At 68.0% G+C, this 13984-nt stretch carries 14 protein-coding genes; 9 read left to right on the forward strand and 5 right to left on the reverse strand.

Going from position 1 to position 13984, the window contains the following annotated elements:
- The first annotated feature begins 132 nt into the window (after window positions 1-132).
- From ACP7C5_RS09585 to ACP7C5_RS09610, 6 genes are all read left to right on the forward strand, one after another.
- The gene (locus ACP7C5_RS09585; protein ID WP_426264276.1) at window positions 133-2190 is read left to right on the forward strand and encodes a biotin carboxylase N-terminal domain-containing protein; all 2058 of its coding nucleotides are present in this window, start codon (window positions 133-135) and stop codon (window positions 2188-2190) included.
- 129 nt (window positions 2191-2319) lie between these two features.
- Complete coding sequence (locus ACP7C5_RS09590; RefSeq protein WP_426264066.1) at window positions 2320-3783, forward strand: efflux transporter outer membrane subunit; 1464 nt, start codon at window positions 2320-2322, stop codon at window positions 3781-3783.
- A complete protein-coding gene (locus ACP7C5_RS09595) occupies window positions 3784-5157 on the forward strand; it encodes an efflux RND transporter periplasmic adaptor subunit (RefSeq protein WP_426264067.1) in 1374 nt (457 codons plus the stop codon).
- On the forward strand, window positions 5147-6007 hold the full coding sequence (locus ACP7C5_RS09600) for an ABC transporter ATP-binding protein (RefSeq protein ID WP_426264068.1): 861 nt from the start codon (window positions 5147-5149) through the stop codon (window positions 6005-6007). Before ACP7C5_RS09595 ends, ACP7C5_RS09600 begins: the two co-directional genes overlap by 11 nt.
- Window positions 6007-7215 (forward strand): ABC transporter permease, encoded by a 1209-nt coding sequence (locus tag ACP7C5_RS09605; protein ID WP_133186434.1) that lies wholly within the window; start codon window positions 6007-6009, stop codon window positions 7213-7215. Before ACP7C5_RS09600 ends, ACP7C5_RS09605 begins: the two co-directional genes overlap by 1 nt.
- 135 nt (window positions 7216-7350) lie before the next feature.
- Window positions 7351-8283, forward strand: coding sequence for a 50S ribosomal protein L11 methyltransferase (locus ACP7C5_RS09610; RefSeq protein ID WP_426264069.1), 933 nt, complete (start codon window positions 7351-7353; stop codon window positions 8281-8283).
- A 7-nt stretch (window positions 8284-8290) separates the two neighbouring features.
- Here the strand turns inward: ACP7C5_RS09610 and ACP7C5_RS09615 are convergent, their stop codons facing one another.
- Together ACP7C5_RS09615 and phhA are read right to left on the reverse strand one after the other, a co-directional pair.
- Complete coding sequence (locus tag ACP7C5_RS09615) at window positions 8291-8659, reverse strand: hypothetical protein (protein ID WP_426264070.1); 369 nt, start codon at window positions 8657-8659, stop codon at window positions 8291-8293.
- Window positions 8656-9525, reverse strand: a complete 870-nt coding sequence (gene phhA, locus ACP7C5_RS09620; protein ID WP_133186440.1) for a phenylalanine 4-monooxygenase — start codon at window positions 9523-9525, stop codon at window positions 8656-8658. The genes ACP7C5_RS09615 and phhA overlap by 4 nt, the downstream gene beginning before the upstream one ends.
- A gap of 74 nt (window positions 9526-9599) precedes the next feature.
- Here phhA and ACP7C5_RS09625 point away from each other — a divergent pair, with 74 nt between their 5' ends.
- Together ACP7C5_RS09625 and ACP7C5_RS09630 are read left to right on the forward strand one after the other, a co-directional pair.
- Window positions 9600-10262 carry a TIGR02117 family protein gene (locus ACP7C5_RS09625; RefSeq protein ID WP_322162551.1) on the forward strand — a complete coding sequence of 221 codons (663 nt, stop codon included), beginning with the start codon at window positions 9600-9602 and terminating at the stop codon, window positions 10260-10262.
- Window positions 10259-10951: an esterase/lipase family protein gene (locus tag ACP7C5_RS09630; protein ID WP_426264071.1), complete on the forward strand. Its 693-nt coding sequence runs from the start codon at window positions 10259-10261 to the stop codon at window positions 10949-10951. The genes ACP7C5_RS09625 and ACP7C5_RS09630 overlap by 4 nt, the downstream gene beginning before the upstream one ends.
- A 132-nt stretch (window positions 10952-11083) precedes the next feature.
- Here ACP7C5_RS09630 and ACP7C5_RS09635 read toward each other — a convergent pair whose 3' ends face one another.
- Together ACP7C5_RS09635 and ACP7C5_RS09640 are read right to left on the reverse strand one after the other, a co-directional pair.
- Window positions 11084-11362, reverse strand: coding sequence for a hypothetical protein (locus tag ACP7C5_RS09635; RefSeq protein ID WP_133186446.1), 279 nt, complete (start codon window positions 11360-11362; stop codon window positions 11084-11086).
- The gene (locus ACP7C5_RS09640; RefSeq protein ID WP_426264277.1) at window positions 11362-12366 is read right to left on the reverse strand and encodes a glycerophosphodiester phosphodiesterase; all 1005 of its coding nucleotides are present in this window, start codon (window positions 12364-12366) and stop codon (window positions 11362-11364) included. Before ACP7C5_RS09640 ends, ACP7C5_RS09635 begins: the two co-directional genes overlap by 1 nt.
- A gap of 267 nt (window positions 12367-12633) precedes the next feature.
- Between ACP7C5_RS09640 and ACP7C5_RS09645 the strand changes: the two genes are divergently transcribed.
- Window positions 12634-13215 carry a nucleotidyltransferase family protein gene (locus tag ACP7C5_RS09645; protein WP_133186448.1) on the forward strand — a complete coding sequence of 194 codons (582 nt, stop codon included), beginning with the start codon at window positions 12634-12636 and terminating at the stop codon, window positions 13213-13215.
- On the opposite strand, the gene ACP7C5_RS09650 is transcribed toward ACP7C5_RS09645, so the two are convergent.
- A complete protein-coding gene (locus tag ACP7C5_RS09650; protein WP_426264072.1) occupies window positions 13212-13910 on the reverse strand; it encodes an SDR family NAD(P)-dependent oxidoreductase in 699 nt (232 codons plus the stop codon). The two genes, ACP7C5_RS09645 and ACP7C5_RS09650, sit on opposite strands and share 4 nt — an antisense overlap.
- Window positions 13911-13984 lie beyond the last annotated feature (74 nt).

Here is a 13984-nt window from a genome sequence, read left to right on the forward strand (position 1 = left end):
GGCCATCCTCCCTCCAGGTTTCACCTCTTGCGGACGGGCCTTCCTCTGGTCCTTCCCGCAAGCGGGAGGGGAGAAGTTAGCGTGTTCAAGAAGATCCTCGTCGCCAATCGCGGTGAAATCGCCTGCCGCGTGATGCGCACCGCCAAGAAGATGGGGATCGCCACCGTCGCGGTCTATTCCGACGCCGACGCGCGCTCCCCGCACGTGCTGATGGCCGACGAAGCCGTCCGGCTCGGGCCGCCCCCTGCGGGCGAAAGCTATCTGCTCGCCGACTTGATCCTGCTCGCCGCCAAGGAAACCGGCGCCGACTGTATCCACCCAGGCTACGGCTTCCTGTCCGAGCGCGAGAGCTTCGCGCGCGCCTGCGCGGATGCCGGGATCGCGTTCGTCGGCCCGCCCCCGAAAGCGATCGCCGCGATGGGCGACAAGATCGAATCGAAGAAGCTCGCCAAGGCGGCGGGCGTCAACGTCGTCCCCGGCTTCCTCGGCGAGATCGCCGATACTGAGGATGCGGTGCGGATCGCCAGCGAGATCGGCTATCCGGTGATGATGAAGGCCTCGGCTGGCGGCGGCGGCAAGGGGATGCGGCTCGCCTATTCCGAGCAGGACGTGCGCGAAGGCTTCGAGGCGACCAAGCGCGAGGGGCTCGCGTCGTTCGGCGACGACCGCGTGTTCATCGAGAAGTTCATCGAAAGCCCGCGCCACATCGAGATCCAGGTGATGGGCGACCAGCACGGCAACATCGTCTATCTCGGCGAGCGCGAATGCTCGATCCAGCGCCGCCACCAGAAGGTCGTCGAGGAAGCGCCGTCGCCGTTCGTCACGCCGAAGATGCGCAAGGCCATGGGCGAGCAGACGGTAGCCCTCGCCCGCGCGGTGGGCTATTTCTCGGCGGGGACGGTCGAGTTGATCGTGTCGGGCGCCGATACCACCGGCGAAGGCTTCTACTTCCTCGAGATGAACACCCGGCTGCAGGTCGAGCATCCCGTGACCGAGGCGGTGACCGGGCTCGATCTGGTCGAGCTGATGATCCGCGTGGCGGCGGGGGAACCGCTTGGCTTCTCGCAGGACGACGTCCACCTCAACGGCTGGGCGATCGAGAACCGCGTCTATGCCGAGGACCCGTATCGCGGGTTCCTGCCGAGCATTGGCCGGCTGGTGCGGTACAATCCGCCCGAAAGCAGCGAGACGCCCTACCTTTCCCCCTCCCGCTTGCGGGAGGGGCTAGGGGAGGGGCGTGCCGCGAGCGCGGACCTCTCCGGCACGCCCCTCCCCCAACCCCTCCCGCAAGCGGGAGGGGGGCAAGAAGAAGCGTATACCCGCGTCGATGACGGCGTCCGCGAGGGCGGCGAGGTCAGCATGTTCTACGACCCTATGATCGCCAAGCTGATCACCTGGGCGCCGACCCGCGAGGAAGCGATCGACGAGCAGATCGCCGCGCTCGACGCGTTCGAGATCGAAGGCCCCGGCAACAACATCGATTTCCTTTCGGCGCTGATGCAGCACCCGCGCTTCCGCTCGGGCAACATCACGACCGGCTTCATCGCCGAGGAATATCCCGACGGCTTCCACGGTGCCCCCGCCAATGCCGAGTTGATCGAAGCGCTCGCCGCGATCGCCGCCTTCGCCGCGACCGCCGAGGCCGACCGCGCGCGCCGCATCGACGGGCAGCTCGGCAAGCGACTCCGGCCGCCGTCGGAATGGTCGGTGCGGATCGGCGACAGCGATCATCTCGTGTCGATCTCGACCGATGGGATCACCGTCGACGATGCCGATCTCGACATCGCGCTCGAGTATACGCCGGGCGACCGCTATGTAGACGCCGAGCTCGACGATGCGCCGCTGACCGTCAAGATTTCGCGCACCCGCACCGGCTTCAAGCTCACCACGCGCGGCGCGAGCCACGTCGCGCGCGTGCTCCCAGCGCATGTCGCGCCCTACGCGCAGCACATGATCACCAAGATCCCACCCGATCTGTCGAAGTTCTTGCTCTGCCCGATGCCCGGCCTGCTGATGCGGCTCGATGTCGGCGCCGGCGACAAGGTCGAGGCGGGGCAGCCGCTTGCGGTGGTGGAAGCCATGAAGATGGAAAATATCCTGCGCGCCGAGAAGGCGGGTACGGTCAAATCGGTCAACGCTGCGCCCGGCGACAGCCTCGCGGTCGATGCGGTGATCCTCGAGATGGAATAGCCGTGGGCGGCGTCTCGCGCTGATGCGATCCGCGATACCGACATTTCGTATCGCGTCAGGACGGAACCGCGACAGGTTGCGACAATAAATCGGTGGACCTCGCACGGTGTGCTAGTCCACACGAACACCATGCGTCACCGCCTTTCCCTGCTGCTCGCCGTCACCCTACCGCTGGCGGCGTGTACGGTTGGCCCGGATTACCACCCCGCCACGCCCGCGACGCTCGGCGTGCCCGATGTGTATTCGGTGCCGAGCGACGGCCGCCCCGCCGCCGATCTCACCGCCTGGTGGACGCAGTTCAACGATCCGCTGCTCGCGAGCATCGTCGAGCGCGCGCGGACCAACAATCTCGACATCGCCCAAGCCGTCGCGCGGCTGCGCCAGGCGCGCGAAGCGCTGGTCCAGTCGCGCGCGCAATTGCTGCCGACGCTGAGCGGATCGGGCGGCTATACACGCTCGCAAAGTATCCGCGGCGGCACGACGACCTTGCCCGGCGGCGCGACGGTCATCACCGGGCGCGGATCGGGCGACACGCTGTCGCTCGGGCTCGACGTGCAATATCAGGTCGGGCTGTTCGGCGAGGTGCGCCGCACGGTCGAGGCGAGCCGCGCGCAATATCAGGCGTCGGGCTATGATTACGCCAGCGTCGTGCTGTCGACCCAGGCCGAGACCGCGCGCAACTACATGCTCGCGCGGCTGTATCAAGCGCAGCTCGCCAATGCGCGCGATTCGCTGCGGTTGCAGGACGACAACCTCCAGATCGCGGGCTTCCGCGTCCAGGCTGGGCTCGTCTCGTCGCTCGATGCCGAGCAGGCGCGTTCGCAGCGCGCCTCGACCGCGGCGACGATCCCGACGATCGAGCAGAATTACAACGCTGCGGTGTCGCGACTGGGCGTGCTGACCGGCCAGGCCCCTGGCGCGCTCAAGGCCGAGCTGGCGGCGGCGCGGCCGATCCCGACGGGGCCGGCATCGGTCGCGGTCGGCATCCCGATCGACACGCTGCGCCAGCGCCCCGATGTCCGCGCCGCGGAGCGCGCACTTGCCGCGGCGACGGCGCAGATCGGCATATCGAAGGCAGCGCTCTATCCGGCGCTCGCGATCAGCGGCAGCGTCTCGACCGATGCGTCGCATATCGGCGACCTGTTCCAGAGCATTGCGGGCCAGGTGTTCGCCGGGCTGACACAGGCGATCTTCAACGGCGGGCGGCTGCGCTCGCAGGTCCGCGCGAGCGAGGCGGCGGCGGAGGGCTCGTTCGCCGCGTACAAATCGACCGTGCTGTCGGGGCTCGAGGATGTCGAGAACGCGGTCGTCGCGCTCGACAGCGCGCGCGCCCGTGCAGCCCAGTTCGCGATCGCGCTCGACGCCGCGAACAACAGCGCGATCCTGTCGCGCACGCAGTACCGCGCGGGGCTGACCGATTTCACCACGCTCAACACGTCGGAGGCGAGCTTGCTGACCGCGCGCAATGGCCTGAGCCAGGCGCAGTCCGACCAGGCGACGGCGCTCGTCCAGCTCTATCTCGCGCTCGGCGGCGGCTGGGACAGTGCCGCCGATCCGACCGCCCTCCCGCTCTCTCCCGCACAGGTACGATAGATGGCCGATCCCGCGCGCACCGATCTGAACGAATTTCTCGGCGCCAAGTCGGTTCCCGCCTGGCGCCGCTGGGCGAAATGGGCTGCGGTCGGCGTCGGCGTCCTGTTGCTGCTGATCCTGCTCAAGAGCTGCTTCGGGGGCACTGCCAAGCCCGAATATGCGACCGACACCGTCGCGCGCGGCGCATTGGCGGTCAGCGTCTCGGCAACGGGCAAGCTCGCGCCGACCAACCAAGTCAATGTCGGTTCGGAATTGTCGGGGCTCGTCACCAAGGTCGTCGTCGACGTCAACGACCGCGTGACCAAGGGGCAGCCGCTCGCATTGGTCGATCCGTCGCGTTTCCAGGATACGGTCAACCAAAGCCAGGCCGCGCTCGATGCCGCGGTCGCGACGGTCGCGCAGAATCAGGCGACGCTGTCGCAGTCGAATGCGACGCTTGCGCGCTTCCAGGAGGTCAGCCGCCTGTCGGGCGGGCGCGTCCCCGCCAAGACCGAGATGGACCAGGCGGTCGCCGACCGGAACCGCGCGATCGCCAATGTGCGGGCGGCGCAAGCCAATGTCGCCTCGGCACGCGCGACGCTGTCGTCGAACGCGACGCAGCTCGTGAAAACGGTGATCCGGTCGCCCGTCAACGGCGTCGTGCTCGCGCGACAGATCGAACCGGGCCAGACCGTCGCCGCCTCGTTCAGCACGCCGACGCTGTTCGTCATCGCCGAGGATCTCAGCCGGATGAAGCTGCAGGTCGCGATCGACGAAGCCGATGTCGGATCGGTCAAGGAAGGGCAGAGCGCGGTCTTCACGGTCGACGCCTTCCCGGGCAAGACCTTCCCCGCGGCGATCACGCGCGTCGACCTCGGATCGAACCTGTCGGCGCAAGCCAGCACGACGACCACGACGACGACCACGACCGGGCAAGTCGTGTCGTACAGCGCGACGCTGAGCGTCGGTAACGCCAATCTCCAATTGCGCCCGGGCATGACCGCGACTGCCGACATCACCACGACCGCCAAGACCAACGTGCTGCTCGTCCCCAATGCCGCGTTGCGCTTCAAGCCGACCGACACGGGCGCGAGCGCCAACAAGGGCATTGCCGGCGCGCTGATCCCCGGCCGTCCGCGGCGTGGCGGCGCGGGCACGGGCAAGGGCGAGACGGTCAAGCGCGGCGGATCGCAGACGGTCTATATCGCCGATGCGCAGGGCACGCCGCAGCCGGTGCAGATCACCACGGGTGAAAGCAACGGCGCGATGACCGAAGTGATCGGCGGCAATCTCAAGCCCGGTGACAAGGTCATCACCGGGCAGCTCGCGGCGGGCGCGAGCGCATCGGGGGCGGGCAAGCGCAAGCGGTCGGGCGGGCAGGCCGGTGGCCAGTAACGCCCCCGCCGTCCACGTCGCTGGCCAATATGTGCCCGCCGCGGGCGCACCGATCATCGCGCTGCGTCAGGTCATCAAGACGTACGGCGAGGGCGCGACCGCGTTCCAGGCGCTCAAGGGTATCGACCTCGACATCGCGCAGGGCGACTTCGTCGCGGTGATGGGGGCGTCGGGCTCGGGCAAGTCGACCACGATGAACATCCTCGGCTGTCTCGACGTGCCGAGCGGCGGGACGTTCGTGTTCAAGGGCGTCCATGTCGAGACGCTCGACCGCAACCAGCGCGCGTTGCTGCGGCGGAAGTATCTCGGCTTCGTGTTCCAGGGGTTTAATTTGCTCGCGCGCACGACCGCGCTCGAGAATGTCGAGCTGCCCTTGCTGTATCGCGGCGATGCGAAGAAGGAGCGGCGCGCTTTGGCGATGGCGGCGCTCGACAAGGTCGGGCTCGCCGACTGGTGGGACCATACGCCGGCCGAGCTGTCGGGCGGGCAGCAGCAGCGCGTCGCGATCGCGCGCGCGATCGTCACCGCGCCGTCGGTGCTGCTGGCGGACGAACCGACCGGCAACCTCGATTCGGAGCGGTCGATCGAGATCATGGAGCTGCTGTCGGGGCTCAATCGCGACAGCGGGATCACGGTGATCATGGTGACGCACGAACCCGACATGGCGGCGTTCGCGCATACCATCGTCCATTTCAAGGACGGGCTGGTCGAGCGCGTCGAGGCGCAGCATCGGCCGGGGGAGACTCCCGACGAATCCCCCTCCCGCTTGCGGGAGGGGTTAGGGGAGGGCAGTGCGTCAAGCGATAGCCCCACCGGCACGCCTCTCCCGCAAGCGGGCGGGGAATCATAATGTTCGGCACGACCCTCCTCCTCGCGCTGCGTTCGATCGCGCGCCACAAGCTGCGTTCGTTCCTCACCACGCTCGGCATCATCATCGGCGTCGCAGCGGTGGTAACGATGGTGACGCTCGGCCAGGCGACGACCGCGGCGGTGCAGAAATCGATCGCCGCGCTCGGCACCAACATCCTCCAGATTCGCCCTGGTCAGGGTTTCGGTCGCGGCGGCGGCGGACCGCGTCCGCCAGACTTCAAGGCCGACGACCCCGCCGCGATCCGCGACCAGATCGCCGGCGTCACCGCGGTCGCGGCGCAGGCCGGCACCACCGGCACCGCGATCTACGAGGGCGCGAACTGGTCGACCACGGTCAACGGCACGACCAATGCCTATTTCCAGGTCCAGCCGTGGCCGCTCGCCGAGGGGCGCATTTTCACCCCGGCGGAGGAAGCCGCAGGCAAATCGATCTGCATCATCGGCAATACCGTCAACGACAATCTCTATCGCGGCGCGTCGCCGCTCGGCACGCGGCTGCGCATCGCGGGGATTTCGTGCGACGTAATCGGCTTGTTGTCGAAGCGCGGGCAGGCGGGTTTCGGCGGCGATCAGGACGATGTCATCATCATGCCGCTGAAGACGGTGCAGCGCCGCTTCACCGGCACGACCGACCTCAAGCTGATGCTCGTCGGCGTCGACCAGGCCTATTCGAGCGCGGCGGTGCAATCCTCGATCGAGGATCTGTTGCGCGAACGCCGCAACATCACCGGCGGCAAGGACGACGATTTCAACATCTTCGATACAGCGCAAATCTCGGCGACGCTGACGCAATCGACCACCTTGCTGACCGGGATCGTCACCGCGGTGGCGGCGATCAGCCTGATCGTCGGCGGGATCGGGATCATGAACATCATGCTCGTCTCGGTGACCGAGCGCACGCGCGAGATCGGCATCCGCCTCGCGATCGGCGCGGTCGCGAACGAGGTGTTGATGCAGTTCCTCGTCGAGGCGATCGCGCTGTCGATGCTCGGCGGGTTGATCGGGCTCGTCGTCGCGCAACTCGCGATCCTTGGCCTTGCGCCGGTGATGAAGGTCGACTTCCTGTTCGTGCCGCAGATCAACCTGATCGCGTTCGGCATCTCGGCGGTGATCGGCGTCGTCTTCGGCTATTTCCCCGCGCGCCGCGCGGCAGCACTCAACCCGATCGACGCGCTCCGCCACGAATAACCGCGTAACGCTACGCCCTTTCTTCTCCGCGTCTCCGCGTCTCCGCGTGAAATCAATTTCTTGTTCACGCGGAGACGCGGAGAGAAGAAGGGATGCCCGCTTGCGCGGGGCGGGCGGCGCGGGCAGGACGCAGCGATGACCAGCTGGAAAGTGACGCTCCCCTGCACCCGCGCCGAGGCCGAGGCGATCGATGCCGCCGATGATATCGTCGTGGGCATGGTGCTGATGACGACCGAACTCGAGGAGGACGATCGCGAGCATTGGCGGCTCGACGCCTATCTCGAGGTGGCGCCGACGCCCGCGGCGATCGCCGCGATCCGCCTGCTCGCGCCGAGCGCGGGGGAGAGAGCGCCGCAGGTCGAGGAACTGCCCGACGAGGATTGGGTGACGCTGAGCCAGGACGGGCTCGAGCCGATCGCCGAGGGTCGCTTCGTCGTCCATACCAGCGCGCATCCCGTCGCCGCCCCCGCAGGCGGTCGCGCCTTCCTGATCGAGGCGGGGCAGGCGTTCGGCACCGGACACCATGCGACCACGTCGGGATGTCTCGCGATGCTCGACCGGCTCGCCGACCAGTCGTTCGCACGGATCATCGATATCGGCACCGGCACCGGGCTGCTCGCCTTCGCCGCACAGCATCTGTGGCCGACGGCCGAGATCGTCGCGACCGATATCGACCCGCGCGCGATCATCGTCACGCGCGAGAATGCCGAGCTCAACGCGCTCGACGGCATCGCGCTGATCGTCGCCGACGGTGCGCTCGACGATACGATCACCGCACGCGCGCCGTACGATCTGGTGATCGCCAATATCCTGGCGGGCCCCTTGGTGTCGATGGCGCCCGAGCTCGCCGCAATCGCCGCGCCCGGCGCGACGATCGTCCTGGCGGGCTTGCTCGACACGCAGCGCGCCGATGTCGTCGCGGCGTTTGCCGGCTGCGGCTGCACGCTGGCCGAGACCGACCGGCGCGGCGACTGGACGATCCTGCGGCTCGTGGCGGGCGCGGTGCGCTATGTCCCGACCAAGCCGATCGACCCGAAGGGACGCGACGGCTGGGCGCTCGATCTCTAGCGACGCGTCAGGCCGGCTGCCACTCGGCCTTCTCGCGCCGGAGCGAGGCGAGCAGCGAATCGTAGATCACCTTGGCGCGCGTCAGCCCGGCCTGGCTGCGCCCGCGGTCGTCGATCGGCAGCTCGCCGCGCACGCCGAAGCCGTCACGCAGGAACTCGCGGTCGTCGTAGCGTGTCTTGAACATCTGGAGAAAATCGCGGCATTCGCTCGCCATCGTCGCGCGTTCGTCGAAGCTGAGCTGCGGCAGCGCCTCGGCGATTTCGGCATGCAGCGCCTTCAAATGGCCGAAGACATGCAGCCGCTCGGTCATGAACGCCTGCAGCGTCGGCCACTGTTCCTCGGCCATCGCCCAGCGCTCGCGTTCGGCGCGGCTCACGACGCCTTCGCCAGCGCATAGGCCTGCGACCCGCGCGTCAGCAGCGTGTCGTCGGGCAGGATTTGCGCGACCGGCACGTCGGGCATCTCGGCAAGCTTGGTATAGAGCGGGGCGAAGTCGGTCTCGACCGTTACGCGCAGCAGATCCTCGAAGCTCGGGATGACGAAATAGTTCTGCTGGAAGTCGTCGATCCGGTACTCGGTGCGCATCACGCGTTCGAGATCGAAGGCGATACGATTGGGGCTCGGGTCATCGAGTGCGAAGCGGCTCTCTGCAAAGCTCGACACGATCCCCGCGCCGTAGAGCCGCAAGCCTTCGGGCTCGGCGACGAGGCCGAACTCGACCGTGTACCAATACAGCCGCCCGAGATATTTCAGCGCATCGAGCCCCTGCGCGCGCTGCCCGCCGCGGCCGTATGCCGCGAGGTAATCGGCGAAGACGGGGTCGGCGAGCATCGGGACATGGCCGAACACGTCGTGGAACACGTCGGGTTCCTGGAGATAATCGAGCTGGTCGGCGCGGCGGATGAAATTGCCCGCGACGAAGCGGCGGTTCGCCATATGGTCGAAGAACACGGCGTCGGGCACGAGCCCCGGCACCGCGACGACTTGCCAGCCGGTCAGCTTCATCAGCCGGTCGGACAGTTCCTCGAAATCGGGAATCCCCGGTTTAGACAGCTTGAGTACATCTAGCCCGCGCAAATAGGCGTCCGACGCGCGACCCGGCAGCAGTTTTGCCTGGCGCGCGAACAAGGTGTCCCAGACGTGGTGTTCTTCTTGGCTGAAATGCGCCCAATCCTGCGGGATCGTCCAATCGGCGGAGGCGCCGGGCGGGGGGCGGTCGAGAACGTGCGTATCATCGGTCATTGCTGCAGGGTATCACAGCCACTGCGGGTCTGGAATGCTTACGCATGAAACGAATTCTTGGGCGGGTAGTCAGCGTGGCTGGCATAATCGCCGTATTGCTCGTCGCTTATGGCGCGGCGGGGATGGCGGGCGGTGCGGTGCCGAGCAATGCTGGCTGGAGCCAGCCGCGCGATGGCGTGCGAATCCTGGTCGAGAGCAATGGCGTGCATACCGATCTGGTGCTGCCCAAGGTCGCAGCCGGGGTCGATTGGCGCGACCTTTTGCCTGGCGATGATCTCGCCGATCCGCGCTATGCCGGCTTCGATCATGTCGCGATCGGCTGGGGCGAGCGGACCTTCTACCTCGAGACGCCGCGCTGGAGCGACGTGAAGCCGCTGACCGTGCTGCGCGCCGCGTTCGGCAGCGACCGCACCGTGCTCCATGTCGAGCATATCGCGCCGCCCGCCGCGGCCGACGATGCGCGCGTGCTCGTGCTGCGGCCCGACGAATATCGCCGGCTCGCGGCGTTTATTCGGGCAAGCTTTGCCGGGCGGCAGGCATGGCACCGTACCGGCTATGCCAGCAACGACGCCTTCTATCAGGCGCGCGGTCGCTATAGCGCGATCGAGACGTGCAACGCCTGGACCGGCGACGCCTTGCGGGCGGCCGGGGTGCGGATCGGCGTGTGGACGCCGTTTCCGGTGACGGTACTCGGCTGGTTTGCCCCGCCGCGACATCCGCTACGAGATGCGACGTGAAACCGCCGTCGAAAGCATTGCTCGCGCTCGAAGTGCCGCGCGGGGCGTGGGGACTGGCATCGCTGCTCGGGTCGCGGTCGCTGCTGGCCAAGGGGCCGCGCGGCGATGGGCGGCCGGTGCTGCTGCTGCCAGGCTTGTTCAACAGCGATCTGTCGGGGGTGTTCCTGCAGCGCTATCTCGTCTCGCTCGGTTACCGCGCCGAGGGGTGGGGGCTCGGGCGCAATCTCGGCGCGCGGACGATCGGCGTCGATGGCGCGCGGCTGCACGACCGGATCGTCGCGCTGGCCGCGGCGAGCGGCGAGCCGGTGACCTTGGTCGGCGTCAGTCTCGGCGGGATCATGGCGCGTTTCGCGGCGCATCGCTGGCCCGAGCTGGTGCGCGAAGTGGTGACGATCAGCTCGCCTTATGCCGGCAGCCCGCGCGCGACCAATGTGTGGCGCGCGTTCGAATTCTTCACTGGCGACCGGATCGACGCGCCCGAGATCGTCGCGCACAGCGCATTGGTCGCGCAGACCCCGCCGGTGCCGGCAACCGCGATCTGGAGCCGCAGCGATGGGCTGGTCAATGGCATGATCTGCCACGACGCCGCGGGGCGATCGGTCGAGGTGCGCAGCAGCCATGTCGGCGTGCAGGTGCGCCCGGCGGTGTTGCTCGCGGTGGCGCAGGTGCTGGGCGGCGCTGCGGTCTGAACGAACGTCGTACCGACCGTCACCCCGGCCTTGTGCCGGGGCCCACCGTGCCGCGCGTGCTACGCGGGCACGATGTGCGGCCCGGTGGACCCCGGGACGAGCCCGGGGTGACGGACGAGGTCAGGCGTGGGCTCAGCGCCCCGCCTGATACCCGTCGTAGCGATTGCAGTCGGGGCGCTGCTCGCGGCGGCATTCCTGCGCCCAGCGGCGGCGTTCGGCGCCTTCGCGCGCTTCCTGCTTGCGCATCTTGCGGCCGTAGTTGCGATCGGCTTCGGACTGGCTCGTCGTCGTCCAGTCGACCGCCTTGCCTGCGGCCTTGACGGGGAAGGTGACGATGCTGGCAGCGGTGCGGACGCAGCCGCCCATCATCAGCGGGAGCAAGGCGGCGGCGATCAAGGGGCGGTACTGCATCATTTTTCCTTTAGGGCGTTGCGCACCTTTACGCCAATCCCTGGGAAATCGGTAAAGAAGCCGTCGATTCCGAGCGCGAGATAGCGCCGCATCGCATCTTCGATCCGCCCGTGGACCGCCGGATCGGTGTCGGTCTGCAGGCTCGGCGGCAGGAAGATGTTTTCGGCGCGGAAGGTCCAGGGGTGGAGCCGCAGCCCGGCGGCATGCGCATCGGCGACCAGGGTCGTCGGCGGCGCATCGCCATTCTCGATCATCGCGAGGCCGGGGCCAATGCCATACGCGTATTTCGCGACCGCCTTGAGCCCCTCGGGCGTCGCCATCGCGGCATAGCTCGGCACGGCATGGTCGGCAGGGCCGCCGCTCGCGTCCATTAGCTGAATCAGCCGCAGCCCCGTCATGGCGTGGATGCGCTTGAGATTGTCGACCTCGAACGACTGGATGAACACCGGGTCGCTCGGCTTGTCCCAGCCCGCGGCCTTGAGCTGCGCGACGAGCCGCGCCTCCATCGGATGGCCGATGCTCGCGAAATAGCTCGGATGCTTGGTCTCGGGATAGATGCCGACGACGCGCCCGCCGACCGAATACTGTTTCGCCAGAGCGATCACCTCGGCAAGCGTCGGGACTTCGAATTGGCCGTCATAGCGCACGTTGTCGGGGCGCAGCTTGGGCAAACGCTCGACCGCGCGCAGCGTCTTCAGCTCGGCGAGCGTAAAATCCTCGGTGAACCAGCCGGTATGGCTCTCGCCGTCGATCACCTTGGTCGTGCGGCGCCCGGCGAATTCGGGGTGCTTGGCGACATCGGTGGTGCCGGTGATGTCATTCTCGTGCCGCGCGACAAAGATGTCGTCCTTGGTCAGCACGAGGTCGGGCTCAATGAAATCGGCGCCTTGCTCGATCGCGAGCGTGTACGAGGCGATCGTATGCTCGGGCCGAAGCCCACTCGCGCCGCGGTGCGCGATGACGATCGGCGGGGAGAGCGGTTGCGCGGTGACGGGGTGGGGCATCACGCCAGTCTGCGCGATCGCCGGGCTCGACGCCAGCGACAGCAACAGCGCCGCGACTGTCTGGGCGGCCTTGGCGGTGCTCGAATGCGTCATCGTCGTAAAAATCCTCTTGGCAGCGTCGTGTTCGCCCGCATGGGGCTAGACGATGACAGTTTGACGATAGCGCGCCACGCGAAAAGCCTCGATAGCGCAGCGCTGTGCGGACCATATCGGCGACGGCGCGCGTTGATGCCGCAGGGCGAGGGGCAGTCGCGCCGGAGAACCGAGATGATCGCGATCGACGACTATGTGCTGATCCTGCTCGCTGCTGGGCGGTCCGAACGCTTTGGCGATGCCGACAAGTTGCAGCAGGACTTTCTCGGCAAGCCGCTCGCCTTCCACGTCGTCACTGCGCTCGAGGATGTGCCGTTCAAGGCGCGCTTCGCGGTCTGTTCGAACACCGCGCTCGATTTCGGCAGTCGCGGCTACACCGTGCTCCACAATGCCGACCCCGGCGACGGCATGGCGGGATCGGTCAAGCTCGGCGTGCGCGCCGCGATCGAGCTCGGCTGTGCCGGTGCGGTGATCGCGCTTGCGGACATGCCGCGCGTGACCGCGTCGCACATCTATCGCCTCGCCGACGCGGTCGACGGCGATGGCGAGAATGCCGTGATCGCCTCGAGCAACGGCGTCCAGACGAGCCCGCCCGCGCTGTTCGGCGCAGCGCGGCTTCCGGCGCTGCTCGAACTGGCGGGCGACGAAGGCGCGCGCGCGATGGTCCGCGCCGGGCGCCACGTCATCGCGCCCGAAGCGGAGCTGCTCGACATCGACCGGCCCGAGGATCTCGAGCGGCTGCGCGCGCTGCGCTAACGGACGTAGCTCGCGCCGTTGATGTCGATCACCGCGCCCGTCATCGACGCCGGCGCGGTCAGCGCGAGGAAGCGCGCGGCCTCGGCGACTTCCTCGGGCATCGCGACGCGCCCGAGCGGAATGTCGGCGAGCAGCGCGTCGCCGCCGCGGCTCTCGAGATACTCCTCGGCCATCCCGGTCATCGTGAAGCCCGGGCAGATCGCGAACGCGAGGATCCCGTTACGGGCATAGCCGCGCGCGATCGACTTGGTCATTGCGACCATCCCGGCCTTCGACGCGGCATAATGCCAATGCGCCGGAGAATCGCCGCGATAGGCCGCGCGGCTGGCGATGTTGACGATCCGCCCGCCGACGCCGCGCTCCTGCCAGTGGCGCACCGCGAAGCGGCAGAGCTCGGCCGAGGCGGTCAGGTTGATCCGCAGCGTGCGCTCCCATTGCTCGACCCACACGGCATCGTCGGACTCGATCGGGTTGGCCTCGAACACGCCGGCATTGTTGATCAGCACGTCGATCCGCCCGTCGCAGCGCGCGAGCGCTGCATCCCACAAGGCGCGCGGTGCGGCGGGATCGGCGAAGTCGGCGGGGATGCCCGAGCGGGTGCCCTGGCCGATGACGGTGGCGCCCGCCGCTTCGAGCGCGGTGAGCGTGGCGGCACCGATCCCGCGCGATGAACCGGTGAGGAGGATGTTGGCCATGGGCGGTGTTTAGCGGGCCGTTCGCCCAAGCGCTACGGGCCTCCCCTCGCTTTCAGGGAGGGGAAAGACGGGAG

Source organism: Sphingomonas sp. PWP1-2 (assembly GCF_049898305.1).
Lineage (GTDB): Bacteria > Pseudomonadota > Alphaproteobacteria > Sphingomonadales > Sphingomonadaceae > Sphingomonas > Sphingomonas glacialis.